Genomic DNA, 23,158 nt, shown 5'->3' with positions numbered 1-23,158 from the left:
CGTGAAACCCCGCGGAACCGGCTTTGCCGGGCCGCAGGGGTTGCCCCCGGTGGGGGGGGGCGGCCTACACGAAGTGAGGCCAACCTGGGGCGGAGCGACACTTCACATCTTGCAGCCGCGACCCGGATCGGCCAGGCCCTTCACGGCCACGTTCACCAGCTTGTTCTCCTTGCCCTCGACCTTGCGCAGGTAGAAGTCCTGAACTGGGTTGTGCGACTTGCTGATCGTGAACGGGCCGCGCGGGCTGTCGATCTTCGCCTTCTCGATGGCGCCGGAAAATTCCGCCTTCTTCGTGAGGTCGCCCTTCACCGCGTTGAGGCCGATGGCCAGCATCTGCGCCGCGTCATAGCCCTGCACGGCATACACGTCGGGCTGCAGCTTGAACTTGGTGGCATAGGCCGTGCGGAAGCTGTTGTCGCGCGCCGTGTTCAGGCCGTCGGCATAGTGCAGCGTGGTCAGCATGCCTTGCGCGGCATCGCCTTGCGCTTCCAGCGTGCCGTCGGTGAGGAAGCCGGGGCCATACAGCGGAATGGTCTTGTTGAGCCCGGCCGCCGCATAGTCCTTGACGAACTTCACCGCGCCGCCGCCGGCATAGAAGGAATACACCGCATCGGGCTTGGCCGCGGCGATCTCCGTCAGCAGCGCCTGGAACTCGACATTGGGGAAGGGCACGGTCAGTTCCTTGGTCACCTTGCCGCCGCCCTTTTCGAAGCCTTCCTTGAAGCCGGCCACCGACTCGTCGCCGGCCGCGTACTTCCACGTGATGGTCATCGCGGTCTTCTTGCCTTGCTTGGCCGCGACTTCGCCCATCGCGTAGGCAGGCTGCCAGTTGGAGAAGGAACTGCGGAAGATGTTGGGTGCGCACATCGGGCCGGTCACCGCGTCGGCGCCGCCGTTGGGCACGATCAGCACGGTGCCGCTTTCCTTCGCGGCCTTGGCCATGGCCATGGTCACGCCCGAGTGCACGGTGCCGATGATGACGTCGACGTTGTCGCGCTTGATGAGCTTGTTGACGTTGTCGGTGGCCTTGGCCGGGTCGGATTCGTCATCGACCTTGACGTATTCGATCTCGCGTCCGCCGATCTTGCCGCCGAGCTCGTCCACGCGCAGCTTGAAGCCGTTCTCGATGGCCACGCCCAGCGCGGTGTAGGTGCCGCTGTAGGGCAGCATCAGGCCGACCTTCAGCTTGCCTTGCTGGGCATGCCCCAGGGTGGCGATGCAAGCCAGGGCGAGGGCGGTCAAGGTGGTGCGTGCGATGCGTTGGCTCATGGGGTGGAACTCCGGTGCAGGTCAATGAATGTAACCGCCGAGACTATTGCCTTTTCCGGCTGGTCGCGGTGTGGGGAATGCCCGCAGTCGGGCAATTCGACGAGCTGCGTTGCAGGCACTTGTCGCGCGATTCCCTGAATTTGCTCCAGCGTGCCGTACTCGTCGTCGACGCCCTGCATGGCGAGCACGGGACAGCGGATCGCGCCGAGCTCGGCCTCGATGTTCCATCGGCGAAAGGGCGGGTGCAGCCAGATGCGGTTCCAGCCCCAGAAGGCGGAATCGGCGCTGTCGTGGTACTTGCCGAGGCGCTGCGGCAGGTCGGTGGACAGGTAGGCCTGGCGCGCTTCCTCGATGTTCGCGACGGTCACGTCTTCCACGAAGATGTGTGGCGCGACGACGACGATGCCCGCCACGGCGTGGGGGAATTGCGCCGCGTAGAGGAGGGCGATGGAACCGCCATCGCTGTGGCCGAAGAGCCAGGGTTTTTCTTGGAGATGGATTGCATTGAAGAAGGCGGGTAGCACTTCGCATGCCTGGCGGTGCATGAAGTCGACATCCCAGTGTTCGTCTTCATCGCGCGGTGTCGAGCGGCCGTAGGCGGGGCGTGAGAAGACGAGGCCCCTGTAGCCGCCGGCATCGCACAGCTGCTGGGGGAAGTCCTTCCACATCGCGACCGAGCCGAGGCCTTCGTGGAGGAAGACGACGAGCGGCGCATTGGTGCGCTCGGGCGCGATGCGCACGTATTCGATGCGCACTTCACGCTCGCGCCAGCGGATGCTTGCGAATTCGGTGGGGTTCACTCCCTCTCCCCTCGGGGAGAGGGAAGAAGAACCTCCGCTCACGCCTGCTTCTCCTTGTCACGCAGGCGGAAGCGCTGGATTTTTCCGGTGGCCGTCTTCGGCAACTCCTCGATGAACTCGATGAAGCGCGGGTACTTGTACGGCGCGAGCTTTTCCTTCACGAAGGCCTTGAGTTCGTCGTCGGTCGCCGACTGGCCGGCCTTCAGCACGACATACGCCTTGGTCTTGGTCAGTCCGTCAGCGTCTTCCTTGCCGATCACCGCGGCCTCGAGCACGGCGGGATGCAGCATCAGCGTCGACTCCACCTCGAAGGGCGAGACGTAGATGCCGCTGACCTTCAGCATGTCGTCGCTGCGCCCGGCGTAGGTGTAGTAGCCGTCGGCGTCGCGGGAGTACTTGTCGCCGCTCTTGGTCCAGCCTTCGTGGAAGGTGTCGCGACTCTTCTCGGGGTTGCCCCAGTACATCAGCGCGGCGCTCGGGCCCTTGATGTACAGGTCGCCGACCTCGCCGATAGGCACCGGCTTGCCGTCCTCGCCGCGCAGTTCGATATCGTAGCCTTCGACCGGCTTGCCGGTGGTGCCGTAGCGGATGTCGCCGGGCCGGTTCGAGATGAAGACGTGCAGCATCTCCGTCGAGCCGATGCCGTCGATGATCTCGCAGCCGTAATGCGCCTTGAACCGTTGCGCGATTTCGCCCGGCAGTGCCTCTCCCGCCGAAGAGCACATGCGCAATGCGACCCGGTCGCGCGCCGGCAGCGATGGCGAGGCGAGCATGCCGGCGAAGCCGGTGGGCGCGCCGAAGAACACCGTCGGCTGGATGCCGCTGGCGGTCCAGCGCCTGAAGGTGGCATCGGGCGTCGGGCGCTCCGCCATGAGCATCACGGTCGCACCGACCGACAGCGGAAAGGTGAGGGCGTTGCCCAGTCCATAGGCAAAGTACAGCTTCGCCGCGGAAAAGCAGACATCGCCCTCGGTCAGCCCCAGCACCGGCTTGCCGAACAGCTCCGCCGTCCACCATGGGTTGGCATGGGTGTGCACCGTGCCCTTGGGCCGGCCAGTCGAGCCGGAGGAATAGAGCCAGAACGCGTGATCCTGTGAGGCGGTGTCTGCGGGCGCGGCGAGTGGCGTGGCCGCGACGACGGCGTCAGCGATGCTCACCGCGCCGGCCGGGAGATCGCCCACCGGATGCGACACGAACAACTGGCGGACCTGATGCGGGGCCTTCGCCATCGCCTGCTGCAGCACGCCCAGCAGGGCGCCCGACACCAGTGCGGCCTTCGCGCTGCTGTGGTCGAGCATGTAGGCGTAGTCGTCGGCCGTGAGCAGCGTGTTGACCGCCACGGGCACCACGCCTGCGTACAGGCTGCCGAGGAAGCTCACCGGCCAGTCGCTGCTGTCGAGTTGGAGCAGCAGCACGCGGTCCTCGCGCTGGAGGCCCACTGCAAGCAGGGCCGACGCAAGTTGCCGGGCGCGCGCTTCAAGCTCGCCGTATGTCATCGTGCCCTTGTCGTCGATGTAGGCGACCTTTTGCGCGCGGCCGCGGTTCAGCGCGAACAGGTGCTCGGCGAAATTGAAAGTCGGGGGCAGGCTCATCGGGTGTGTCTCCTCGCGTGACGGTTCAAGCCGTCTTTGTGAATTGGATCTGGCCTTCGGGCAGCAGGTACAGGACGAGTGCACGTCCTGCCGCGACGGTCGGAAAGTGCGCGCTGCCCGGCGGATACACACACCAGCCTGCAGGCCGCGCGTCGAAGGTTGCGTCGCCTTCGAGCGGCATGATCAGGTCGATCTCCCCCTTGGGATGGCTGTGGTGCGGCCCGGCGATATCCCGCATGTCGACCACGTCGACCGAGAAACTATGCAGCGCGTCTTCCGCCTTGAACACGCGGCCATATCGGATGCCGCCGCCTTCGCGCTCGCACAGCCAGCCCTCCGCGACACCTTCGATACAGGCCTGTTTCAAGCTCTCGAAGCTCGCCGTGCCGGCGCCGTGGCGGGTGTTGAGCCACGCGTCCAATTCATGGTCGAGCGGCCGTCCGGCGATTTCGGCCGTGAGGCCGGCAACAAGCTGGTGAAAGGATTCCTTGGACATCGTGGCCTGGTCTTTTTTTGGGTGAGGAGACTGTCAGCGCGCTTGCGGTAATCCGCCATGTGCAGTATCTTGCCTGTTGCGAACAATACGCAGGCACTCAAATGCTGTCAAGCAATATAGTGCATCCATGGTGTTAACCCCGAGATGCCCTCAAGGCCAAGGATGGATATGAATGAGCGAGCCCACGAGACCGTGAGCGTGGCGGACGACGAGTCGAAGAATCCGCTGCTGGTGGCGCTCGGCGATCGGGTGCGCAACCTGCGCGCACGGCGGGGACTGACCCGCAAGGCGGTGGCGCTGACGGCGGACGTTTCCGAGCGGCATCTGGCCAACCTGGAATACGGCACCGGCAACGCCTCGATCCTGGTCCTGCAGCAGGTGGCCAACGCGCTGCAATGCTCGCTGGCCGAACTCGTCGGTGACGTGACCACCAGTTCGCCGGAGTGGCTGCTGATCCGCGAACTGCTGGAGCGGCGAGGCGAGGCGGATCTGCGCCGTGCGCGCATCGCGTTGAGCGAACTGCTGGATTCGTCGTCCAGCGATCCGGCGCGCAACCGGCGCATCGCCTTGATCGGCTTGCGTGGCGCCGGCAAGTCCACGCTGGGGCAGATGCTCGCCGACGACCTCGAGGTGCCGTTCATCGAACTGAGCCGCGAGATCGAGAAGATCGCCGGCTGCAGCGTGCGCGAGATCCACGACCTCTATGGCACCAATGCCTACCGCCGCTACGAACGCAGGGCGTTGGAGGAGGCCGTGCAGATCTACAGCGAGGTCGTGATCGCCACGCCCGGCGGCATCGTCTCCGACCCGGCCACCTTCAACGAATTGCTCGCTCACTGCGCCACCGTCTGGCTGCAGGCCGCGCCGGAAGAGCACATGGGCCGCGTCGCCGCGCAGGGCGACACCCGCCCGATGGCCGCCAGCAAGGAGGCGATGGACGACCTTCGCCGCATCCTGACCGGACGCGCCGCCTTCTATTCGAAGGCTGACATGGTGGTCGATACCTCGAGACGGGACCTCGCGCAGAGCTTCCAGTCCTTGCGCGCCGCGGTTCGGGAAAGCCTCGCGGAGCCCGCCTGAAACTTTGCGCCCCATGACCTGTAATAAATCGATGCAGATATTGACGCAGCCCTGAACATGCATAATGATGCATGTCATGGCGGAAGAATTAATCCGTCACATGCATGATACTTCTTCTATCCACCGCATCAGGAGACCTCGAAATGACTGAAACCGCCACCGCGCCGGCATCCGTGGACTACCGCACCGACCCCACCCAATACCGCCACTGGAAGCTCAGCGTCGACGGCGCCGTGGCCCGCCTGTCGCTCGATATCGCCGAAGACGGCGGTATCCGTCCCGGCTACAAGCTCAAGCTCAACAGCTACGACCTGGGCGTGGACATTGAACTGGCCGACGCGCTGAATCGTGTGCGTTTCGAGCATCCGGAAGTGCGCTCGGTCGTCGTCACCAGCGCCAAGGACCGCATCTTCTGTTCCGGCGCCAACATCTTCATGCTGGGTGTGTCGAGCCACAGCTGGAAGGTCAACTTCTGCAAGTTCACCAACGAGACGCGCAACGGCATCGAGGACACCTCTAAGCACTCGGGCATCAAGTTCCTGGCCGCCGTGAATGGCGCCTGCGCCGGCGGTGGCTACGAGCTGGCATTGGCCTGCGACGAGATCTACCTCGTGGACGACCGCTCGTCGTCGGTGTCGCTGCCCGAAGTGCCGCTGCTCGGCGTACTGCCCGGAACCGGCGGCCTCACGCGCGTCACCGACAAGCGCCACGTGCGCCACGACCTGGCCGACATCTTCTGCACCAGCGTCGAAGGCGTGCGCGGGCAGCGTGCCGTCGACTGGCGCCTCGTCGACAAGGTCGTGAAGCCAGCGCAGTTCGCGGCCAGCGTGCAGCAGCGTGCGGTCGAGCTGGGCGAAAAGAGCGATCGTCCCGCTGGCGCCAAGGGTGTCCCGCTCGCCCGCATCGAGCGCGAGGACAGCGAGAACAGCCTGCGCTACAAGCACGTGCAGGTCGAGATCGACCGGTCAGGGCGCTCGGCGACATTCACGATCCATGCGCCGGTCGGTGCACAACCCACCGACATCGCGAGCATCGAGGCCGCGGGCGGTTCGTGGTGGCCGTTCGCGATGGCGCGCGAACTGGACGACGCGATCCTCTGCATGCGCACCAACGAGCTGAACATCGGCACCTGGGTGCTCAAGACCAAGGGCGACCCGGCCGCGGTGCTGGCCAGCGACGCGACGATGCTGGCGAACGAAGGCCACTGGTTCGTGCGCGAAACCATCGGCCTGCTGCGCCGGACGCTGGCCCGCCTCGACGTGTCGTCGCGCAGCCTGTTCGCGCTGATCGACTCGGATTCGTGCTTCGCCGGCACCTTGGCCGAACTGGCCTTCTCGGCCGACCGCGCCTACATGCTGGCGCTGCCGGACGACCCGGAACATGCACCGAAGCTGTCGCTCAACGAACTCAACTTCGGCAAGCTGCCGATGGTCAACGACCAGAGCCGCCTGCAACGCCGTTTCTACGAGGAAGAGGCGCCGCTCGCCGCCGCGCGCGCCGCCATCGGCAGCGAACTGGACGCCGACGAGGCATTGAAGCTGGGCCTCGTCACCATGGCCCCGGACGACATCGACTGGGCCGACGAGATCCGCATCGCCATGGAAGAACGCGCCGCGATGTCGCCGGATTCGCTGACCGGCCTCGAAGCCAACCTGCGCTTCTCGCAGCGCGAGAACATGAACACCCGCATCTTCGGCCGCCTCACCGCCTGGCAGAACTGGATCTTCAACCGGCCGAACGCCGTGGGAGAGAAGGGTGCGCTCAAGGTCTACGGCACCGGCGAGAAAGCCGGCTTCGACCTCAACCGCGTCTAAACCAAGAACAAACCCAAGGAACCCCGATGAGCACGATCAACTACAGCGAGAAGATCCCCAACAACGTCAACCTCGGCGAAGACCGCACGCTGCAGCGCGCGCTCGAAGGCTGGCAGCCGAACTTCATCAACTGGTGGGACGACGTGGGCCCGGACGGTTCCACGAATTACGACGTCTACCTGCGCACGGCAGTCAGCGTCGACCCGCAGGGCTGGGCGCAGTTCGGCCACGTCAAGATGCGCGACTACCGCTGGGGCATCTTCCTGAACCCGGGCGACCAGAACCGCGAGATCCACTTCGGCGACAACAAGGGCGAGAAGGCTTGGCAGGACGTGCCCGGCGAGCACCGCGCCAACCTGCGCCGCATCATCGTGACGCAGGGCGACACCGAGCCGGCGTCGGTCGAGCAGCAGCGCCACCTGGGCCTCACCGCGCCGTCGATGTACGACATGCGCAACCTGTTCCAGATCAACGTGGAAGAAGGCCGCCACCTGTGGGCGATGGTCTACCTGCTCCACAAGCACTTCGGCCGCGATGGTCGCGAAGAAGCCGAGGCACTGTTGCAGCGCACCTCCGGCGACGTGGACAACCCGCGCATCCTCGGCGCCTTCAACGAGAAGACGCCCGACTGGCTGGCCTTCTTCATGTTCACCTACTTCACTGACCGCGACGGCAAGTTCCAGCTGTCGGCATTGGCGGAGAGTGCATTCGATCCGCTGGCCCGCACGACCAAGTTCATGCTGACCGAGGAAGCGCACCACATGTTCGTCGGCGAGAGCGGCGTCTCCCGCGTGCTGTCGCGCACCGCGGCCGTGATGAATGAGCTCAAGACCGACGACCCGCAGAAGGTGCGCGCGGCCGGCGCCATCGACCTCGGCACGATCCAGCGCTACCTGAACTTCCACTACAGCGTGACCATCGACCTGTTCGGCGCCGACCAGTCGAGCAACGCCGCCATCTTCTACAGCTCGGGTCTCAAAGGCCGTTATGAAGAAGGCAAGCGCACCGACGACCACATACTCAAGGGCCAGACCTACAAGGTGCTCGAGGTGAAGGACGGCCAGCTCCTCGAGAAGGAAGTGCCGATGCTCAACGCCCTGAACGAAGTGCTGCGCGACGACTTCATCAAGGACTCCGTGGCCGGTGTCGGCCGCTGGAACAAGGTGCTGGAGAAGGCCGGCATCCCGACACGCCTGGTCGTGCCGCACAAGGCCTTCAACCGCCAGATCGGTGCACTCGCGGGCATCAAGATGTCGCCTGAAGGCCGCGTGGTCAACGAGCAGGAGTGGGCCGCGAAGAAGAGCGAATGGCTGCCGACCCCGGATGACTTCGCCTTCGTGGCATCGTTGATGGGCCGCGTCATCGAGCCCGGCAAGTTCGCCGGCTGGATCGCGCCGCCGGTGATGGGCATCAACCGCCAGCCGGTCGATTTCGAATACATCCGCTTCGGCTGATGTATTGCTCCCTCTCCCACCGGGGAGAGGGCCGGGGTGAGGGCAGGCGGCGTCCCCACGAAGCACAGCCCCCTCACCCTGAACCTCTCCCCGAGGGGAGAGGAAAAAGAGAGGAGACACACGATGAACAGCATGGTCGAAGTCAACATCATCAAGCAGCACCTGATCGACCCCGAGATCTGCATCCGCTGCAACACCTGCGAGGCCACCTGCCCGGTCGGCGCCATCACGCACGACGATCGCAACTACGTCGTGCGCGCCGACGTCTGCAACAGCTGCATGGCCTGCATTTCGCCATGCCCGACGGGTTCCATCGACAACTGGCGCACCATGCCCATGGTCCGCGCCTACTCGATCGAAGAGCAACTGACGTGGGATGAGTTGCCGGCAGAGCTGACGCCCGAACAGCTCGAAGCCGAAGGCGTGTCGAGCGATGCCGAACCGCAGATGCCCCCGTCCAGCGCGGTGCCGCAGCCGGCGTCCGAACCCGGCGAGCCGGTATTCAACTCGGCCCAGTACGGCGCCACGACGCCGCCCTGGTCCGCCGCGCACGCGTACACCAACCTGCATCCGCCGAAGAAGCCCACGACCGCCACGGTGGTCGGCAACTTCAACTGCACCGAAGCCGGCTTCGAGAACCAGACCCACCACATCGTGCTCGACTTCGGCGCGATGCCGTTCCCGGTGCTCGAAGGCCAGTCGCTCGGCATCATCCCGCCCGGCACCGACGCCAACGGCAAGCCGCATTTCGCGCGCCAGTACTCCGTCGCCAGCCCGCGCAACGGCGAGCGGCCGGGCTACAACAACGTCTCGCTCACGGTGAAGCGCGTCACCGAGGACTACCAGGGCAAGCCCGTGCGAGGCGTCGCGAGCAACTACGTCTGCGACCTGAAAGTGGGCGACAAGGTCCAGGTCGTCGGGCCGTTCGGCGCGTCCTTCCTGATGCCGAACCATCCCAAGTCGCACATCGTCATGATCTGCACGGGAACAGGCAGCGCGCCGATGCGCGCCATGACCGAATGGCGCAGGCGACTGCGCAAGAGCGGCAAGTTCGAGGGCGGCAAGCTGATGCTGTTCTTCGGCGCGCGCACGCAACAGGAACTGCCGTACTTCGGCCCGCTGCAGACCTTGCCGAAGGACTTCATCGACATCAACTTCGCGTTTTCGCGCGCGCCGGGTCAGCCCAAGCGCTATGTGCAGGACCTGATGCGTTCGCGCGCCGCGGACCTTGCGGAGCTCTTGAAGGACGGCCAATCGCACTTCTACGTGTGCGGCCTCAAGAGCATGGAAGAGGGCGTGGTCCTGGCACTGCGAGACGTGGCCGCGGAAGCCGGGCTGGACTGGGACACGATCGGTGCCGGCCTGAAGTCCGAAGGCCGGCTCCACCTCGAAACTTACTGAGCCCTGCGCGCCGGGGCACATGAAGTTCGCAGATTTCCACGTTGGCCAGTCGATCGAGGCCGGGCCATTCCAGGTCACGGAAGAAGAGGTCCTGTCGTTCGCGCGTGCCTGGGATCCGCAGTGGTTTCACACCGATCCGGCCGCTGCCGACGCGGGGCCGTTCCAGGGCCTGATCGCGAGCGGCTGGCACACCTGCGCAATTGCCATGCGCCTGATCGCCGACGCGGCGCTGGCAGGCTCGGAGTCCTTTGCGTCGCCGGGGCTCCAGTACGTGAAATGGCCCAAGCCTGTGCGGCCCGGCGATTCGCTGCGCCTCGTGGCGGAGGTGCTCGCTGTTCGTGTATCGCGCAGCGGCAAGGCGCTTGGAATCCTCGACTGGCGCTGGAAGCTGTTCAATCAGCGAGGGGAGATGGTGCTGGACCTGGAGGCGACCAGCTTGTTCAAGCTGTCTCCGCAAGCCAAAGGCCAGGACTGAGCGTCCGGCTTCAGGGCTTGCGCTGAACGAACGCGGCCACACGCGCGGCGGTGTCCGGATCCGAGAAGCACGCCATCGCCGCCTGCTCCTCCAGTTCGAGCGCGCCCTGGAGTGCTGGCCGCATCTGCGACGTCATCACCCTCTTGAGTTGCAGGGTCGCAGTCTGCGATCGCTCAGCGATCTGCCCTGCCAACGCCAGCGCAGTCGGCAGCATCGCGTCCCGCGGCACCACTCGGTTGACCAGTCCGAGCCGATGCAGGGCGTTCGCATCAACCCGCTCCCCCAGCACGATCAGTTCCATCGCACGCTGATAACCGACGAGTTGCGGCAGCAGGTGCGTCACGCCGCCCGTCACGAACTGGCCCAGCGCCATCTCCGGGAAGAACGCCACCAGGTCGTCGGCCGCCACCACCATGTCGCAGTTGAGCACCCACTCGAAACCCGCGCCCACGGCAAAGCCGTGCACGGCGCCGATCACGAACTTGGGCCCGAACATGATGTCGCGCGTGATCTGCTGGACGCGTTCGCCCATCGCGGCCACGGATTCGGGGGTGGCGGACTGCTCGTCGAATTCCTTGAGGTCGTCGCCTGCGCAAAAGGCGCGGCCTGCGCCAGTCAACACGATCACGCGCGTTTGCGGGTCGGCGTGGGCTTCGGCCAACGCACGGTGCAGGTCTTCCAGCAAGTGCGCGCCGATGGCGTTGAGGCGAGCCGGGCGGTTGAGGGTCACGAGGCTCACGGCCTCCTGCGTGGAGAGGAGGACAGTGGGCGGTGTCGTCGACATGGCTTGCTTTCAGCGTACGGCTCGGCCAGCGAGTGTCGCTCACCCGTCCACAAGGCGCGCCGCCGGCACGCGCGGATGCATTATTTCGTGCGGCGCCGGTCGAAGAAAGCCTGCCGCCAGGGCATGACCTGGACCGACGCGAAAAGCTGCCCCTCGCCGAACGGGTCTTCGCCCGCAAACGCTTGTGCGGATTGAGCGTCCGGGGCGTCCAGAATGATCAGGCTGCCGATCGCCTGGCCATCGGCGTCCAGCAGCGCACCGCCGGCCAGCATCTTGTCCTGGCGGGCGGTGAGGTAGTCGAGATGCGCGGGCCTGAGTGCCTGTCGCAATGCCTGCGAATCCGGCTTGTCGAGCGAGAGGATGACGAATGGCATTTGGTACTCCGTGGCTTGCTTCAGCTTGGCGTGATGCCGGCCTTCGAGATGATTCCGGCCCAGGTCTGCATTTCGCGCGAGATGAATGCCTGGAATTCCGCGGGTGTGCTGCCCACGGGTTCGGCGCCATTGTTGGTCAGTGCCTCGCGGGTGATCGTCGTCTGCAGCGCCTTGCGGATCTCTGCGCTCAGGCGCTCGACGATCGCCGGGTCGGTGCCCGCGGGCGCGAGGATGCCGGTCCACGCACTGACGTCGAAGGGCTTGCCGCTGATCTCGCTCACGGTGCGCACCTCGGGCAGCGACGCGGAGCGATGCGCCGTCGACGTTGCGAGCGCGCGCACCTTGCCCGACTTCACCAACGGCGCCGCCGCCACCACGTTCGCGAACATGAGGTCCACATGCCCGCCCATCACGTCCGCCAGCGCCGGTCCGGTGCCCTTGTACGGCACGTGCGTCATGCTGACGCCCGATTGCAGCGTCAGCAGTTCCATCGACAGGTGGTCGGCCGTACCGCTTCCGGTCGACGCAAAGGAGAGCTTGCGGGTCCTGGCCAGGGCCAGCGCCTCGTCCATGGACCCGATCGACGAGGCGAGCGAGGCCACCATGATGAAGGGCGACTGCACGGCAAGGCAGATCGGCGCGAAGGCCTTGGCGGTGTCGAAGGGCAGGCTCTTCATCATTGCCGGATTGGTGGCGTGCGGAACGCTGGCCACCAGCAGGGTGTAGCCGTCCGGCGCGGCCTTGGCCACGAACTCGGAGCCGATGACCGTGCTGGCGCCTGGCTTGTTCTCGACGTAGAAGGTCTGGCCAAGCGATTGGGACAGGCTGGCGGCGATCGCGCGTGCCACCACGTCCTGACCGCCACCGGCGGTGAAGGGCACCACGACCTTGACCTGCCGGTCGGGGTAGGGGCTGGCGGCGCGCACAGGCAGCGTGACGGCGACGCCGGCCGCAGCCAGCGCAGTGATGAGTTCACGACGATTCATGGAAGTCTCCTGGTGCCGTCGCCGCGCCCGGCGATGCTATGCATTGAAATGGAGCCGCAGTCCCGCATCGGGCCATGGCAGCGACACCAGCCGACCGGTCTCGGACAGCGTGACGAAGGCGGTCTTCAGGTCCGGGCCGCCGAAGCAGAGATTCGTGACGTAGATGTCCGGGAATCTGTGCTGGCGCAGCAGCTCGCCGCTGGGTGCGATGACCGAGATCGCCCCGGTGACCAGCGTCGCCACGCAGATCCGCCCTTCGGCGTCCAGCGCCAGGCTGTCGAAGCGCTGGAAGCCGCCCAGGCCGCAGACCAGGCGCCCGCCATGCGGCGATGGAAACGGCAGCTTCCTGACCACGCCGGGCTCGACGATGTCGAAGGCCCACAGCCGCGCCGTTTCGGTCTCAGCCACGTAGAGGACGCGGCCATCCGGCGACAGGCCGATGCCGTTCGGCGACAGCAGCGAGTAGGCGACCTCGACGATATGGGAGCCGTCGGGCAGGGCGTAGTAGACGCCGCCGGCGTCGCGTGAGCGCGCGTGCTTCTTGCCGAAATCCGTGAAGTAGAAACCGCCTTGCGCATCGAAGACGATGTCGTTGGGTGACGAGAGGCGATGCCCCTCGCAATGGGTATGGAGCCGTGTGCAGGCGCCGTCGTCGAGGCCCACGCGCAGGATGCTGCCGCCACGGTAGTCGGCTGCCGGCCCGATGGAAGTGAAGCGTCCCGGCACGTAGGCACTGCCGCCGTTGTCGCAGACGTAAAGCGCGCCATCCGGCCCGATCGCGGCGCCATTGGGGCCACCGCCGCAGTCGGCCACGGTGTCGATGCGACCGTCGGGCGAGACCCGGACGATCCTGCCCGCACGCATCTCGACCAGCAGCACGGAGCCGTCGCCCAATGCCACCGGACCTTCAGGGAATTGCAGGCCATCGGCCAGGATCTTCATGCCTTCTCTGACTTTTCGCGGAACGGATTGCGCCGAAAAAAGCCTTGTCTCCTAATGACTTAGGCCATGAAGATAGTGGATCGCCCCCGGCGACTCAATCACAATTAACTCATGCGAGAAATGAATAAAAGTCATTTCAGGAAATCCCAGGCCGACGGGGGAAAGGCGCGCACGAAGGGCAAAGAACCCCGGTCTCGGCGCTGAATTTCAGGACTCGCTGGCGGCGGCTTCCGCCGCGATCCAGCTTTCGAAATCGCGCACCCGCTGCGCCACCGGACGGTCCGCGCGCCATGCCATGAAATAGCCGCCTTCCGTGGGCACGCGCAGATCGAAAGGCGCCACCAGCCGCCCGCTGGCCAAGTCGTCGCGAACGAACGCGTGCACGGCCACCATCACCCCCAAACCCTCGGCCGCCGCCTGATACGCCATGGCCGCGTTCTCGAATTTCAGGCCGCGCCGGGTGTCGACGCCGTGCACGCCGGCCGCTTCGAGCCAGGTTTGCCAGTCGTGCGGCCGATTGAGCGAACTCAGCAGCGCCTGGTGGGCCAGATCTGCCGGCTGGGCCAGCGCCGGATCGCATTTCAGGAGGCCAGGCGCGCACACCGGCAACAGCGTTTCGTGGAACAGCAGGCGATAGCCCTCGCCGACGGGCGGGCTGGGTTCGGAATGGATGCTCACATCGATGTCGTCGCGGTCGAAGTCCGTCGGCTTGTGCGATGTCGTGATCTGCACGTCGATGCGCGGATGCATCGCATGGAAGCGCGCCAGCCGCGGAATCAGCCACCGGATGGCGAAGGTGGGCGGCAGCTTGACGCGCAGCAGCCATTCGTCAGGGCTTTGCTGCAACAGGCGCGTGCCGTGTTCGATCTGGTCGAGCGCGACCCGCATGCTGGCGAAATAGCTCTCGCCACCGGGCGTCAGCCGGATGCCGTGGCGCCCGCGCTCGAACAACTGCACGGAGAGCCAGCCCTCCAGCGTCGCGATGTGCCGGCTGACGGCGCCTTGCGTGACGCACAGCTCCTGCGCGGCGCGCGTGAAGTTGCCGCAGCGTGCTGCCGCCTCGAAGGCGCGCAAGGCATTGAGGGGAGGGAGTCGACGTGTCATGGGGGATGCAGTTTACTCATGCCAGCATGCCTTAATTGTGATTGCTTCGCCCCAGTACCGGGAAATAACATGGCAGCCATTACAAAGACCGGAGACAAGCCATGATGATGAAGAAATTGCATGCCTGCCTGATGGCAGCCGTGTTGCTCGGATCGCACGCGGCAGCGTCGGCCGACGACGCGGCAACGCGCTACCCGAACCAGCCCATCAAGCTGATGGTTCCCTGGCCTCCAGGCGGTGGCGTCGACACCATGGCGCGCATCGTTGCCGAGGGGCTCGGCCGTCGCCTGGGCCGCCCGTTGGTGGTGGACAACCGCGCCGGCGCCGGCGGCAACATCGGCACCGAGTTCGCGGCGCGCCAGAAGCCCGATGGCTACAACCTCCTGATGTCCTCGATCAGTCCCAACGCCGTGAACATCAGCCTGTACAGCAGGCTGGGGTTCGATCCGGTCAAGGATTTCGAGCCGATCGTCTACGTCTCGGCCGTGCCCAATATCCTGGTGGTGCCCGCGGATTCCCCGTTCAAGACCGTCAAGGACGTGATCGACGCGGCCCGCGCCAACCCGGGCAAGCTCAACTACGGCTCGGCTGGCATCGGTTCGTCACAGCACCTGGCGGCAGTGCAGTTCACGATGGCAGCGAAGGTCGACATCATGCATGTGCCGTACAAGGGCACGGCGCCGGCCGAGTCCGACCTGGTGGCGGGCCAGATCTCGCTGATGCTCGACACCACCACCTGCCTGCCTTTCATCGCGGGCGGCCGCATGCGCGCGCTGGCCGTCGCATCCAAGGCCCGCAACCCCGCGTTGCCTGACGTGCCCACCTTCGACGAGGTCGGCCTGAAGGGTGTCTATGCGGCATCGTGGTACGGGCTGTCGGCACCGGCCGGAACGCCGCGCGCCATCATCGACAAGCTCAATGCCGAGGCCAACGTGGTCCTGAAATCGCCGGAACTGAACAAGCGGATGCAGGCGCTCGGCGCCGAGATCGGCGGCGGCACGCCGGAAGACTACGGCCGCTTCATGGCGAGCGAGACCAGCCGGTACGCGGAGATCGTGCGTGTCTCCGGCGTCAAGCTCGACTGACCTTTTTCCTGCCTGGATCCCAATGCCATCCTCATCTTCCGCCGCCGCGCCAATGCCTGTGTCGCGCACGCTCTTCGACAAGATCTGGCAGCCGCATGTCGTCATGCAGCGCGACGACGGCCAGAGCCTGTTGTACGTCGATCGCCACCTGGTGCAGGATGGCTCCGCACCGGCCTTCGAGATGCTGCGTCAGCGGGGTCTTGCCGTGCGCCGGCCGGACCGTGCCTTTGCGACGCCCGACCACTATGTGCCCACCGGTTCGCGCATCCTGTCTGACATCGCCGACCCCGAGAAGCGCGCGATGGCGCAGGCCCTTCGCGACGACAGCGCGGCTTCGGGCATCCGCTTCTTCGGCCTCGACGACCTGCGCCAGGGCATCGTCCATGTGGTCGGCCCGGAGCAGGGACTGAGCCTGCCGGGCAGCGTGATCGTCTGCGGCGACAGCCACACCGCAACGCACGGCGCGATGGGCGCGCTGGCCTTCGGCATCGGCGCATCCGAGGTGGCGCACGTGCTGGCCACGCAGACGATCTGGCAGCGCAAGCCGCGCACGCTGCGCGTCGTCATCGACGGTCGGCTGTCCGGCGGCGTCTCGGCCAAGGACATCATCCTGGCGATCATCGCGCGCATCGGCGCGGCGGGCGGCACGGGCCATGTGATCGAGTACGCCGGCGAGGCGATACGAGCGCTCTCGATGGCGGGCCGCATGACGGTGTGCAACATGTCGATCGAGGCCGGTGCGCGCGCCGGCATGGTCGCGCCCGACGACACCACGTTCGAGTGGCTGGCCGGTCGCCCGGATGCGCCGACGGGCGACGAATGGGATGCGTCGCTGGCGCGCTGGCGGCGCCTGCCCGGCGACGATGGCGCTGTCTTCGACAGGGAAGTGCAACTGCGCGCCGACGACATCGCACCGATGGTCACCTGGGGCAACAGCCCCGAGGACGTCCTGCCGATCACCGGCCACGTGCCCGACCCGTCCGATGCCACGAGCGCGGAACGCCGCGAAACGATGCAGCGCACGCTGGCCTACATGGGGTTGCAGCCCGGCCAGGCGCTCACGGACGTGGCGGTGGACCGCGTCTTCATCGGCTCCTGCACCAACGGCCGCATCGAGGACATGCGCAGCGCCGCGGAAGTGGTGCGCGGGCGGCGCGTGGCCGAGGGTGTCGAGGCCTGGGTCGTGCCCGGCTCGGGCTTGGTGAAGCAGCAGGCCGAGGCGGAGGGGCTCGATGCCGTGTTCCGCGCAGCCGGCCTGCAGTGGCGGCATGCCGGCTGCTCGATGTGCCTGGGCACCAACGGCGACCAGGTGGCGCCGGGCCAGCGCTGTGCCTCGACCTCCAATCGCAACTTCGTCGGCCGCCAGGGGCCGGGTTCGCGCACGCACCTGCTGAGCCCCGCGATGGCTGCCGCAGCGGCCGTCACTGGCCGCCTGACCGACGTGCGCAAGCTTCTCGCGCCCCACTGACAACACGGAATCGCAACCATGGAAGCCTTTACACAGATCGACGCGGTGGCGGTGCCACTGGCCCGCTCGAACGTCGACACCGACCAGATCGTGCCTGCGCTCTATCTGCAGAAGCCGCGCTCCGACAACTTCGGCGACTATCTCTTCCACGACGTGCGGCGGGACGCCCGCGGGACGCGCCGCCCCGACTTCATCCTGAACGACCCGGTGTACGACCAGGCGCGCATCCTGGTGGCGGGACACAACTTCGGCTGCGGCTCGTCGCGCGAGCATGCGGTCTGGGCGCTGCATGACGGCGGCTTCCGCGCAGTCATCGCGCCCAGCTTCGGCGACATCTTCCATGGCAACGCGCTGAAGAACGGGCTGCTGCCGGTGCGCCTGCCCGAGGCCGTGGTGCTGGAGATGCTGGCCGACCTGCTCGCCGCCCCGGGAGCGCACCTGCAGGTGGACCTGCGGGCGCAAACCGTCACAGGGCCACGCGGGCGGCCCGAACCATTCGCCATCGATCCCTTCCCGCGCCATTGCCTCCTGGAGGGGCTGGACGAGATCGACTACACGCTGGCGCAGGGCGCCGCCATCGAAACGTTCGAGCAAGGCTACGAAGTCGGCCACGCTCCTTGCAGGTAAATCCAGAAAGGTATTGACAATGAAGATCGCAGTAATGCCCGGAGACGGCATTGGCCCCGAGGTCACGGCGCAGGCCGTGAAAGTGCTCAAGGCTGTCGTGGGCAACGACCGGCCCATCGAACTGGTGGAGGCGGCGATAGGCCAGGCCGGCATCGATGCCGCCGGCGACCCGCTCCCCGCCGCCACCAGCGAGATCGCGCGCAAGGCCGACGCCATCCTGTTCGGCTCGGCCGGCATGCCGGGCGACGAGGCCATCCCGTTCATGATGCGACCGGGCGCCAGCCTGCTGCGGCTGCGCAAGGAGCTGGGACTGTTCGCCAACTTCCGCCCGGCCTTCCTGTTCCCCGAACTGATCGGCGCCTCGACCCTCAAGCCGGAAGTGGTGGACGGGCTGGACCTGATGATCCTGCGCGAACTCACGGGCGACGTCTACTTCGGCGAGCCGCGCGGAAGCGGCCTGAACGCCAACGGCGAGCGCGAGGCCTTCAACACCATGCGCTACTCGGAACCCGAGATCGAGCGCATCGCGCACGTGGCCTTCCGCACCGCGCGCCAGCGTGGCAAGAAGCTGTGTTCGGTCGACAAGGCCAACGTGCTCGAGGTCATGCAGTTGTGGCGCGAGGTGGTCACGCGCGTGGGCCTGGACTATCCCGACGTCGCGCTCACGCACCTCTTCGTCGATGCGGCCGCCATGCAGCTGATGCGTGCCCCAAAGCAGTTCGACGTGATCGTCACCGGCAACATTTTCGGCGACATCCTCTCCGACGCCGCCGCGATGCTCACCGGCTCCATCGGCATGCTGCCTTCGGCGTCGATGGCGGCCGGCAGCTTCGGGTTGTACGAACCGGTGCACGGCACCGCGCCCGACATCGCCGGGAAGAACCTGGCGAATCCGCTGGCGTCCATTCTTTCGATGGCCATGATGCTGCGCTTTTCCTTCGGCCAGGCCGGCAACGCCGATCGGGTCGAGCGCGCCGTGCGGCGCGTGCTGGCCGACGGACTGCGCACCGGCGACATCTTCCAGCCGGGGTGCACCCGCGTCGGGACCGCCGAGATGGGGGACGCCGTGGTGGCGGCGCTCGACAGCGCACCAGCGGCGGCTCGCGAACTCAGGTCAGGCAGCGCGCACGGGCATGGCGGGATTCCCGCTCCAGCGTGACGACGGCGGAATGCTCTCGCCCTTCATCACCAGCGTCAGCGGGCCCAGCTGTGCACCGTCGTGCACCACCGCCCCGTACAGCACGACGCTGCGCGCCCCGATGTTGACGCGCGAGCCGATGTTCACGTGGTGGACCTTCATCACGCGGTCTTCGAACAGGTGGGTCTGCGGGCAGCACTGTGCGTTCAGTTCGCTGTATTCGCCGATGCGCACGCAGTCGAACTCGGTGAGGTCGGTGGTGTCCAGGTACACGCCCCGGCCGATGCGCGCGCCCAGCAGGTTGAAGGCGATCGGCAGCCAGGGCGTGCCGCGCAGGTAGTTCATGAAGTTGGGCACCGCGATGCCTTCGTAGATGTTGGTCGCCGCCTCCGACAGCCAGACGAAGGGCGTCCACATCGGCTTGGCCAGCGGTTGGTAGCGGCGCAGGAAGATCCACTTGAACAAGGCGACGAACACGAAAGTCGAGAGGCCGAAGATCAACCCGTCGAGCGTGAGGTAGCCGACCACCGCGCTCCAGTGCTCGCGCGCGGCCGAAGGCATGACCGCCTGCACCATGCTGTAGCCCGCGGCAATCACGATCGCATGCGGCACGACGATGCGGAAGGCCTCGACCAGTCCGCGCCCGATCCGCCGCAGCAGCGAGGGGTTGAAGGTCAGCGATTCCGGATGCCCGGTCACGACTTCACGCGCCGGCAGGCGCAGCGCGGGCGAGCCCAGCCAGGTCTCGCCGCTGCGCATCTCTGCCGCATCGGGCGCACGGCCGAGCACGCCGATCAGCACGTTCTCCGGCACGGTGGTGCCGTCGGGGATGTAGGCGCCGTTGCCGATGAAGCTGCGGCGTCCGACCACGGTCGGCTGCATCGTCAGCCAGCCGCCGTCGATCTCCTCGTCGCCGAGCAGCACCGCATCGGCGATGAAGGTGCCTTCGCCCAGCGTGAGCATGTCCGGCACCACGCCGAGGGCGGTCGAGATCTCGGCATTGCGGCCGACCTTGGCGCCCAGCAGGCGATACCACATGGGTGCGAACAGCGTGGCGTAGACGCCATGCAGCACCTGCAGGCTCGATTCCTGGATCTGGTTGACCAGCCACTTGCCACAGTAGACGTTGCTGTGCACCGGCCAGCTTCCGCTCTTCAGGCGCGGCAGCACGCTCCAGCGGATGCCGGCGGAGATCAGCGCCGTCAGCACGATCATCACCGGGCTCGCGAGCAGCGCCAGCCCGAAGTACTTGAAGATCAGCAGGGCCGAGTTGGACGCGACCCAGGTCGCGCCGTCGCTGTCGTCCAGCAGGTCGATCAGCATGAAGGTCGGGAACACTGGCAGGAAGAACAGCGCGGCAACCAGCATGGCGCCGACGAAGAAGAACACGCCTTCGCCGAGCAGCCGACGCGACGAGACGGGCGGGCGCGGGCGCAACGACGCAGGGTCGAAGGCACCCACGTCGCGTGCCGGGGCGCCGCTCCAGACGCGCCGGGCCGGCATGGCGCGGCCATCGGCCAGCGCGGACTGGCCGTCGAGATGGCCCCAGTCCCCGATGGACGTGTTGCCTTCCAGCACGGCATACGAGCCGACGTGCGCCTGCGCGCCGATGACGATGGGGCCGATCAGGAGCTCGCCACAGAACACCCGCGCGTTCTCCAGGTTGACCGCATTGCCGATGCTGGCGCCATCGCCCACGGACAGCATGTCCGGCGCACGCACCTTGACCGAGCCGATGAGCACATCCTTGCCGATGCGCGCGCCCAGGGCACGCAGCCACCAGGACTGCAGCGACGAGCCGCTGATGAAATAGGTCGGTGCCGCATCGCAGAGCCGGTCGGCCAGCCACCAGCGGAAATAGGTCAGGCCCCAGAGCGGGTAGCGGCCCGGCTTGAGGCGACCGGCGATCAGCCATTTGCCCGCAATGGCAACGGCGAACTCGAGGACCGTTGTCGCCAGGAAGGCGACGATCGACATCGTGACCGCGAAGGGAATCGAATCCTCCGGGGCGCCCGTGTAGAAGTGGTAGGTGAAGAAGGGCGCGAGCCACTGCATCATGCGCAGCGCGACCAGCCCCGGAATGGCGGCGGCCTGCGCCAGGCCGCAACGCCAGCGGCGCCATGCTGACGGCGGCGTCCAGTCGGGCACGCGCTCGGCAGGCTGGATGCTGCTGGCTTCCAGAACCGCGGCGATGGCACCGACCGTGCGGTGCGTGTAGATGTCGCGCACCGTGATGCTGGTGAAGCGCGGATCGGCGCGCAAGGTGGTCGCCAGCCGTGCCGCCAATAGGGAATGGCCGCCGAGCTCGTCGAAGAAGTCCGAGCTGCGGCGGATCGCGAACCCAGGGAAGAGGGAGGACATGGCCGCGAACACGGCGGCCTCGGTGGGCGTCTCGGCCGTGTCCGATCCTTCCGCCGATACTGCTGCCTCAGCCAGCGGCTGCGCCTTGAGCACCTTTCGATCGATCTTGCCGGAAGGCAGTCGCGGCATCTGCGGCAGCACTTCGAAGCGGCTCGGCACCATGTACGGCGGCAGGCGCTCGGCCAGCGCCGTGCGCAGTGCCGACGCCGACACGGTGCCGGCGCTCTCGGCCACCAGGAAGGCGATGAGCTGGTCGACGCCCCGCACCTCGCGCAGCACCACAGCCACCGTGCCGACACCCGGTTGCTGCGCCAGCACCGCCTCGATCTCGCCAAGCTCCACCCGGAAGCCGCGGATCTTGATCTGGTCGTCCGTGCGGCCCAGGCATTGCACGTTGCCTTCCTCGTCGATCCGGGCCAGGTCGCCGGTGCGGTAGAGGCGTGCCTCGGTCGCGTCGGCCGCCCAGGGATTGCGCAGGAACTTCTCGGCCGTCAGTTCCGGGCGGCCCAGGTAGCCGGCGGCTACACCGGGGCCGGTGATGCACAGTTCGCCGACCTCGCCGCGCGTCAGCAGCACGGGGCCGCTTGCCGTCATCTCGGGCGCGACGACCAGCATCGCGTAGTTGGGCAGCGGCCGGCCGATGGTCACGGGCTCGCCAGCGGCCAGTTCCGCCATGCTGGCCGACACCGTGGCCTCCGTCGGGCCGTAGCTGTTGAACACCTGGCGGCCTGCAACGGCCCAGCGCTCGACCAGCGATGCCGGGCACATCTCGCCGCCGAGGTTGATGATGCGCAGGCCGGGCACGTCGCGATCGAACAGCGCCAGCAGCGTCGGCACGGCATGCAGCACGCTCACCTGGTTCTCGATGAGCGCGCGGGGCAGGGCCTCGGGGTCTGAGGCGATGACCTTCGGCGCGATCCAGAGCGTGGCGCCGACCAGGTAGCTGATCCAGATCTCCTCGAAGGACATGTCGAAGGCGACCGAGAAGCCCTGGTAGACGCGGTCGTCCTGCCGCACACCCAGCAGCGCGTTTTCGCTGCTCAGGAAGTGGCAGATGCTGCCCTGCGTGATCGCGATGCCCTTGGGCTTGCCGGTGGAGCCCGAGGTGTAGATGACGTAGGCCGGATGCACCGGCAGCGCGCCCTCGCGACGCAGGGCGGACGCCGCGTCGAAGGGCAGGGCCAGCAACGCCTCGGCGGTCCAGGTCGGCCGACCGATGGCGCCCAGCTTTGGGGCGAACTCATTGCAGCTCACGATGCCAACCGCGTCTGCGTCGTCCAGGCACACGCCGACGCGTTCGACCGGGGTGTCCGCGTCGAGCGGGAGCCAGGCGGCGCCGGTCTTGGCGATCGCCAGTTGCATCGCCAGCAGGTCCAGGCCGCGCGGCAGCCACAGGCCCACGATGCGGCCGGGGTGCACGCCGGCTTCGATGAGCCGCGACGCGGCCCGGTCGGCCATCTGGTCCAGTTCCCCATAGCTCAGCAATTGCTCGCCGAAGATCAATGCCGTGTGGGCAGGGATTCTTGCGGCGGTGGCTTCGAACAGGTCAGCGAGGATTTCCGTCCGGATCAGGTCGGGCCGTTGCGGGCCGCGGACGATATGGGGAGAGTCGGCGTCGGAGGGGAAGGTGGAGTCGGGCGGGGTCGAGTCTGTGCGATACATCAGGGGTCCAGGGGGCGGGGCACGGCGGGAAACGGCCGGCTGCCGATCCCCCGATTTTCCCATTCCAACGTGCGGCACCCTTTGGGCGTGCACAACAGAAAGCGGAGTAGGCGCAAACATTTGCGCATAAATGTGTCTTGCAGGGTGCGCGACGCTTTTGAGTCTGACTGCTGCCTGACCAAAGCCTGGCGAGAGCGCCGCGGAGTGCGGTCGAAGCGGTGGCTTCGTGCGCCGCGACAAGACGCT

At 66.8% G+C, this 23,158-nt stretch carries 18 protein-coding genes and 1 pseudogene; 9 read left to right on the top strand and 10 right to left on the bottom strand.

Annotated features, from left to right (window positions below):
- Positions 1–102: 102 nt before the first annotated feature.
- The 4 genes from HCU76_RS03775 to HCU76_RS03760 form a co-directional block, all read right to left on the bottom strand.
- A complete protein-coding gene (locus HCU76_RS03775) occupies positions 103–1,269 on the bottom strand; it encodes an ABC transporter substrate-binding protein (RefSeq protein WP_213956538.1) in 1,167 nt (388 codons plus the stop codon).
- The gene (locus tag HCU76_RS03770; RefSeq protein WP_371319758.1) at positions 1,266–2,024 is read right to left on the bottom strand and encodes an alpha/beta fold hydrolase; all 759 of its coding nucleotides are present in this window, start codon (positions 2,022–2,024) and stop codon (positions 1,266–1,268) included. The genes HCU76_RS03775 and HCU76_RS03770 overlap by 4 nt, the downstream gene beginning before the upstream one ends.
- An 83-nt stretch (positions 2,025–2,107) precedes the next feature.
- A complete protein-coding gene (locus tag HCU76_RS03765; RefSeq protein WP_218508517.1) occupies positions 2,108–3,661 on the bottom strand; it encodes a benzoate-CoA ligase family protein in 1,554 nt (517 codons plus the stop codon).
- A gap of 25 nt (positions 3,662–3,686) precedes the next feature.
- Positions 3,687–4,157 carry a DUF4863 family protein gene (locus HCU76_RS03760; RefSeq protein WP_213956541.1) on the bottom strand — a complete coding sequence of 157 codons (471 nt, stop codon included), beginning with the start codon at positions 4,155–4,157 and terminating at the stop codon, positions 3,687–3,689.
- A 168-nt stretch (positions 4,158–4,325) separates the two neighbouring features.
- Here HCU76_RS03760 and HCU76_RS03755 point away from each other — a divergent pair, with 168 nt between their 5' ends.
- The 5 genes from HCU76_RS03755 (at position 4,326) to HCU76_RS03735 (ending at position 10,381) form a co-directional block, all read left to right on the top strand.
- Entirely contained in the window at positions 4,326–5,237 is a 912-nt protein-coding gene (locus HCU76_RS03755; RefSeq protein ID WP_371319757.1) for a helix-turn-helix transcriptional regulator, read from the top strand.
- 143 nt (positions 5,238–5,380) lie between these two features.
- Positions 5,381–7,051, top strand: coding sequence for a 2,3-epoxybenzoyl-CoA dihydrolase (boxC, locus tag HCU76_RS03750; RefSeq protein ID WP_218508516.1), 1,671 nt, complete (start codon positions 5,381–5,383; stop codon positions 7,049–7,051).
- Positions 7,052–7,077: 26 nt separating this feature from the next.
- Positions 7,078–8,505 (top strand): benzoyl-CoA 2,3-epoxidase subunit BoxB, encoded by a 1,428-nt coding sequence (gene boxB / locus HCU76_RS03745; protein ID WP_213956544.1) that lies wholly within the window; start codon positions 7,078–7,080, stop codon positions 8,503–8,505.
- A 123-nt stretch (positions 8,506–8,628) separates the two neighbouring features.
- On the top strand, positions 8,629–9,906 hold the full coding sequence (boxA, locus tag HCU76_RS03740; protein ID WP_213956545.1) for a benzoyl-CoA 2,3-epoxidase subunit BoxA: 1,278 nt from the start codon (positions 8,629–8,631) through the stop codon (positions 9,904–9,906).
- Positions 9,907–9,925: 19 nt separating this feature from the next.
- On the top strand, positions 9,926–10,381 hold the full coding sequence (locus HCU76_RS03735; protein ID WP_213956546.1) for a MaoC family dehydratase: 456 nt from the start codon (positions 9,926–9,928) through the stop codon (positions 10,379–10,381).
- A 10-nt stretch (positions 10,382–10,391) separates the two neighbouring features.
- Here HCU76_RS03735 and HCU76_RS03730 read toward each other — a convergent pair whose 3' ends face one another.
- The 5 genes from HCU76_RS03730 to gcvA all read right to left on the bottom strand — a co-directional run bounded on the left by HCU76_RS03730 (position 10,392) and on the right by gcvA (position 14,571).
- Positions 10,392–11,165 carry an enoyl-CoA hydratase/isomerase family protein gene (locus HCU76_RS03730; protein WP_213956547.1) on the bottom strand — a complete coding sequence of 258 codons (774 nt, stop codon included), beginning with the start codon at positions 11,163–11,165 and terminating at the stop codon, positions 10,392–10,394.
- 80 nt (positions 11,166–11,245) lie between these two features.
- Positions 11,246–11,539, bottom strand: coding sequence for a YciI family protein (locus tag HCU76_RS03725; protein ID WP_213956548.1), 294 nt, complete (start codon positions 11,537–11,539; stop codon positions 11,246–11,248).
- A gap of 20 nt (positions 11,540–11,559) precedes the next feature.
- Entirely contained in the window at positions 11,560–12,525 is a 966-nt protein-coding gene (locus tag HCU76_RS03720; protein WP_213956549.1) for a tripartite tricarboxylate transporter substrate binding protein, read from the bottom strand.
- A gap of 36 nt (positions 12,526–12,561) precedes the next feature.
- Entirely contained in the window at positions 12,562–13,467 is a 906-nt protein-coding gene (locus HCU76_RS03715; RefSeq protein WP_213956550.1) for an SMP-30/gluconolactonase/LRE family protein, read from the bottom strand.
- Positions 13,468–13,674: 207 nt separating this feature from the next.
- A complete protein-coding gene (gene gcvA / locus HCU76_RS03710; protein WP_213956551.1) occupies positions 13,675–14,571 on the bottom strand; it encodes a transcriptional regulator GcvA in 897 nt (298 codons plus the stop codon).
- A gap of 101 nt (positions 14,572–14,672) precedes the next feature.
- On the opposite strand from gcvA, the gene HCU76_RS03705 reads away from it, so the two are divergent.
- The 4 genes and pseudogenes from HCU76_RS03705 to leuB form a co-directional block, all read left to right on the top strand.
- Positions 14,673–15,656 carry a tripartite tricarboxylate transporter substrate binding protein gene (locus HCU76_RS03705; protein WP_213956552.1) on the top strand — a complete coding sequence of 328 codons (984 nt, stop codon included), beginning with the start codon at positions 14,673–14,675 and terminating at the stop codon, positions 15,654–15,656.
- A gap of 22 nt (positions 15,657–15,678) precedes the next feature.
- Positions 15,679–17,124, top strand: a complete 1,446-nt coding sequence (leuC, locus tag HCU76_RS03700; RefSeq protein WP_213956553.1) for a 3-isopropylmalate dehydratase large subunit — start codon at positions 15,679–15,681, stop codon at positions 17,122–17,124.
- 18 nt (positions 17,125–17,142) lie between these two features.
- Complete coding sequence (gene leuD, locus HCU76_RS03695; protein WP_218508515.1) at positions 17,143–17,751, top strand: 3-isopropylmalate dehydratase small subunit; 609 nt, start codon at positions 17,143–17,145, stop codon at positions 17,749–17,751.
- A gap of 19 nt (positions 17,752–17,770) precedes the next feature.
- Positions 17,771–18,832, top strand: a pseudogene (leuB, locus tag HCU76_RS03690) (3-isopropylmalate dehydrogenase); the annotation flags it as partial.
- 33 nt (positions 18,833–18,865) lie between these two features.
- On the opposite strand, the gene HCU76_RS03685 reads toward leuB, so the two are convergent.
- Positions 18,866–22,912: a Pls/PosA family non-ribosomal peptide synthetase gene (locus HCU76_RS03685; RefSeq protein WP_218508514.1), complete on the bottom strand. Its 4,047-nt coding sequence runs from the start codon at positions 22,910–22,912 to the stop codon at positions 18,866–18,868.
- Positions 22,913–23,158 lie beyond the last annotated feature (246 nt).

This window comes from Variovorax sp. dw_308 (genome assembly GCF_019207085.1).
Taxonomy (GTDB): Bacteria; Pseudomonadota; Gammaproteobacteria; order Burkholderiales; family Burkholderiaceae_C; genus Variovorax.
This window is presented reverse-complemented; position numbering and strand designations above follow the sequence as displayed.

Bases quoted from the DNA above. Each gene is read 5' to 3' on its own strand.
- HCU76_RS03775 (WP_213956538.1), bottom strand. From the start codon at position 1,269: ATGAGCCAACGCATCGCACGCACCACCTTGACCGCCCTCGCCCTGGCT.
- HCU76_RS03765 (WP_218508517.1), bottom strand. From the start codon at position 3,661: ATGAGCCTGCCCCCGACTTTCAATTTCGCCGAGCACCTGTTCGCGCTG.
- HCU76_RS03760 (WP_213956541.1), bottom strand. From the start codon at position 4,157: ATGTCCAAGGAATCCTTTCACCAGCTTGTTGCCGGCCTCACGGCCGAA.
- HCU76_RS03755 (WP_371319757.1), top strand. From the start codon at position 4,326: ATGAATGAGCGAGCCCACGAGACCGTGAGCGTGGCGGACGACGAGTCG.
- boxC (WP_218508516.1), top strand. From the start codon at position 5,381: ATGACTGAAACCGCCACCGCGCCGGCATCCGTGGACTACCGCACCGAC.
- boxB (WP_213956544.1), top strand. From the start codon at position 7,078: ATGAGCACGATCAACTACAGCGAGAAGATCCCCAACAACGTCAACCTC.
- boxA (WP_213956545.1), top strand. From the start codon at position 8,629: ATGAACAGCATGGTCGAAGTCAACATCATCAAGCAGCACCTGATCGAC.
- HCU76_RS03735 (WP_213956546.1), top strand. From the start codon at position 9,926: ATGAAGTTCGCAGATTTCCACGTTGGCCAGTCGATCGAGGCCGGGCCA.
- HCU76_RS03730 (WP_213956547.1), bottom strand. From the start codon at position 11,165: ATGTCGACGACACCGCCCACTGTCCTCCTCTCCACGCAGGAGGCCGTG.
- HCU76_RS03725 (WP_213956548.1), bottom strand. From the start codon at position 11,539: ATGCCATTCGTCATCCTCTCGCTCGACAAGCCGGATTCGCAGGCATTG.
- HCU76_RS03720 (WP_213956549.1), bottom strand. From the start codon at position 12,525: ATGAATCGTCGTGAACTCATCACTGCGCTGGCTGCGGCCGGCGTCGCC.
- HCU76_RS03715 (WP_213956550.1), bottom strand. From the start codon at position 13,467: ATGAAGATCCTGGCCGATGGCCTGCAATTCCCTGAAGGTCCGGTGGCA.
- gcvA (WP_213956551.1), bottom strand. From the start codon at position 14,571: ATGACACGTCGACTCCCTCCCCTCAATGCCTTGCGCGCCTTCGAGGCG.
- HCU76_RS03705 (WP_213956552.1), top strand. From the start codon at position 14,673: ATGATGATGAAGAAATTGCATGCCTGCCTGATGGCAGCCGTGTTGCTC.
- leuC (WP_213956553.1), top strand. From the start codon at position 15,679: ATGCCATCCTCATCTTCCGCCGCCGCGCCAATGCCTGTGTCGCGCACG.
- leuD (WP_218508515.1), top strand. From the start codon at position 17,143: ATGGAAGCCTTTACACAGATCGACGCGGTGGCGGTGCCACTGGCCCGC.
- HCU76_RS03685 (WP_218508514.1), bottom strand. From the start codon at position 22,912: ATGTATCGCACAGACTCGACCCCGCCCGACTCCACCTTCCCCTCCGAC.